This window comes from Streptomyces barringtoniae (assembly GCF_020819595.1).
Lineage (GTDB): Bacteria > Actinomycetota > Actinomycetes > Streptomycetales > Streptomycetaceae > Streptomyces > Streptomyces barringtoniae.
The window spans coordinates 1-340 of the sequence record NZ_JAJHNP010000124.1; the positions used below are offsets into that span (position 1 = coordinate 1).

At 69.4% G+C, this 340-nt stretch carries 1 protein-coding gene; it reads left to right on the top strand.

Translation table 11 applies throughout. From position 1 onward, the window contains the following. Positions 1 to 27: 27 nt before the first annotated feature. Positions 28 to 340: acyl carrier protein (locus tag LMU33_RS41010; protein WP_228627224.1), on the top strand; the 313-nt coding region annotated here is incomplete at its 3' end.

The window sequence follows — 340 nt, forward strand, 5'->3', positions numbered from 1 at the left end:
TTTGCGATGCGGGCGCTGGAGCAGGCTGTGGGCCTGGGTGAGCTCGGTGATCCGGCGCTGTGTGTGGTGGACCTGGACTGGGAACGCTTCGCGTCCGGCTTCACCGCCGTACGCCCCAGCACACTCCTCGACGAACTGACCGAGGCGCGAAAGACCTCGCAGACCTCGGGCAACCCCCGTGTCGTCACCGACGCCAACGAGGCCACCACGGTCACCGAGCGGCTGATGGGCCTCACCGGGCCGGAGCAGCACCGCGAACTGCTGGACCTGGTGCGGGCCCAGGTCGCGGCCGTGCTCGGGCACAGTGGTGCCGATGCCGTCCATGGTGACCGTGCGTTCA